This is a genomic window from uncultured Campylobacter sp., assembly GCF_938031315.1.
Lineage (GTDB): Bacteria > Campylobacterota > Campylobacteria > Campylobacterales > Campylobacteraceae > Campylobacter_B.
The window spans coordinates 1-2,434 of the sequence record NZ_CALHHT010000122.1 but is presented as its reverse complement, the minus strand read 5'-3'; the positions used below and the strand labels follow the sequence as shown (position 1 = coordinate 2,434).

Here is a 2,434-nt window from a genome sequence, read left to right as displayed (position 1 = left end):
AGAGGGATCGTCTAAGGCTAAAGGTAAGAGAGGCAAGAAAGGTAGGGGAGAGTAAAATTCTCCCGACCTTAGCTCATTATTCTACAAGCCTAGCACTTGCGACGAATCATGATCTACGTAGCAAGAGCATAAATTTAGGCGGAGCTATGGAAGTGTGCAAGATTTTAATTCGAATCTCGCGTAATTAGCTTGCTCGACTATATTGTAGATTTAGAAGTTTACAGTTCGATTTAAACTTGCGGATGCAATTTTATTTTATGATACGGTGAGCCGATATTTTTTGGAATTTTAAGGTGTAAATTCTTGATTTTTCATAAATTTTAATCTCACTACTTTTAAACAGAACTAAAACTACCCTAAAGACCGCCTAACTACAGCAAGGTATCGGCAAATCGATTACCGGCGCGTTTCAGCTAATGCCTAGAAATCGTGTAGGCTAAAGTCAAGCCATAAGAAATCATAGTGGTTTAGGGCGGCAATTTTGCAGAAGCGGCAGTGGGTTTATCTGATCAAAGCGTATAGTATAGCGCGAGCGTGGCGGTTAAAAAGACCACAAGAGATAGGTTTAAGGCAAATTTCACCCTTATTTAAACGCTAGCATTATTACGCCTGCGCCGATTAGTGCTAGCGCGAGCCATTCGCGAATACTCGGGCGCTCGCCTAAAAAGATCACTGCAATTATTACAACGAGTACTACGCTTAGTTTATCGATCGGTGCTACTTGATAGGCTTTGCCGATTTGTAGGGCTTTGAAATACGCTAGCCACGATGCACCCGTCGCCAGCCCACTTAGTATCAAAAATACCCAGTTACGAGGGGTTAGGCTCGATAACGGCTGCCAGGCTTTAGCGTAGCGCAAGAATATGGCGAGGCAAAAGGCAATGATGATCGTGCGGATAAAAGTCGCAAAGTGAGAGTTGATCGCTTTAAGCCCGATTTTTGCAAATATCGCAGTCAGCGCCGCAAAGAGTGCTGATGCGCGCTAACCCGGTAAAAGAAACTAGAGCTCCATCGCGTTTGATTTAGACGATATTGCTAAGTCTCACTCGCGATTGCCGCTAAATTTGCCTCACTTATATATAAAAATCGCCAAAAGCGCATTCTCGCTTCGCCTAACGCTAAGAGAGATCTGTTTAAATTCCACTTCGACGCTCCTCAAAAACAAATGCCAGCGACGCAAGCGCATCCATAGTCGTTTAAATTCCACTCCGATGCCTCTCAAAAAAGCAAACTTTAAGCCCAAACCTACTACTCTAAAAGTTCAAATTTTACAAATAAGGATACTGAATGAAAAATTTCATATTTTCCGCACTTTTGGCTCTTGGCATCGCAGGCTGCGCCGTAAGCACCGCTCCGACGCCTGCAGGCAACTTACGCTCGCTCAAATCCGAGATCGTAAACTACACTCGCCAAAGCTCCACAGCTTACGTCTATACGTTTAAAGACCTATCCAGCGGCGAGCTCTACACCGCTCGCGCAAGCAGATATTATGCGGCTGCGGGCGATACTGCCTACATAAGTACCGCAGCAGGCGCTATCACCGATATGCGAATCATCTCGCGCAAAGCGGGTTCCGTTGCTCCGCGCGCTTATGATATTGGTAAAATCGAGACCAAACAAATGCATAAAAACGACGCTATTGCTGTACCTGAGAGCGAAAATATCAGCTTTTAATCCTACGCGATTTTTAGTCGCTACGCCCTTTAAGGTAAGCGAGCCTGCTTTCACAATTTGAGATAAACGTTTTTGTGTTTGCTCCCTACTCTTATGAAGGCAATAGTTTCTGTTCTTAATCATGACGGACTTGCGCGATTTGCTTGCGCTTTAAAGTCCGCTGATTCTTTATGCGATTGCCTGCATAATTTTATATTTTATAAGTTGTGGAATTTTGTATTTCACAAAATTCTGCGCTGCACATCTTACTTATATGGCTCGGCTCGCATTCCTATTCGCTTGCTTCGTGCTTAAGATTTTTTACTGCGTGGCGCTATTTTGTCCGCAAAATTCTATATTATAGAAATACAGCTGGCGCTAGAATTTTGATTGCGAAATTCTTATAAATTTTCTTTCTCGCAGTTCTTCACGTACTACTCGTTCTCGGTACCGTATTCTTAGCAGATAAGATATCGCGTAGATTTTTAAAATCCACGCTTTGCAAATTTTGTGTCTTGAAATTTCATTCATAAAAAATTTCACGTCGTAAAATTTTATCAAATTTCTTCCGCACAAAAAAGAGGTGTTGCCGTCTGTTTACCGCAGCCTGATATAATCCCCACATCGAAATTAGAACTCCTTTCAATAATCGGCGAGGCCTGTGTGGGTCTCGCTTTTTTTATGCCCGTTAAATTTGGATTTTCGGTAAATACTCGGTAACAATTTGGTAAAATTTTAGTATTTTTCAGCCTATTTTAAGCATATAATTTGTCATTTTGTG

1 protein-coding gene and 1 pseudogene are annotated in these 2,434 nt (G+C 42.2%); one reads left to right on the top strand and one right to left on the bottom strand.

What is annotated here, in order from left to right; translation table 11 throughout:
• Window positions 1–583 precede the first annotated feature (583 nt).
• Window positions 584–979, bottom strand: a pseudogene (locus Q0236_RS03425) (EamA family transporter); the annotation flags it as partial.
• A 308-nt stretch (window positions 980–1,287) separates the two neighbouring features.
• Between Q0236_RS03425 and Q0236_RS03420 the strand changes: the two are divergent.
• Window positions 1,288–1,674, top strand: coding sequence for a hypothetical protein (locus Q0236_RS03420; RefSeq protein WP_297901248.1), 387 nt, complete (start codon window positions 1,288–1,290; stop codon window positions 1,672–1,674).
• The last annotated feature ends 760 nt before the right edge of the window (window positions 1,675–2,434 follow it).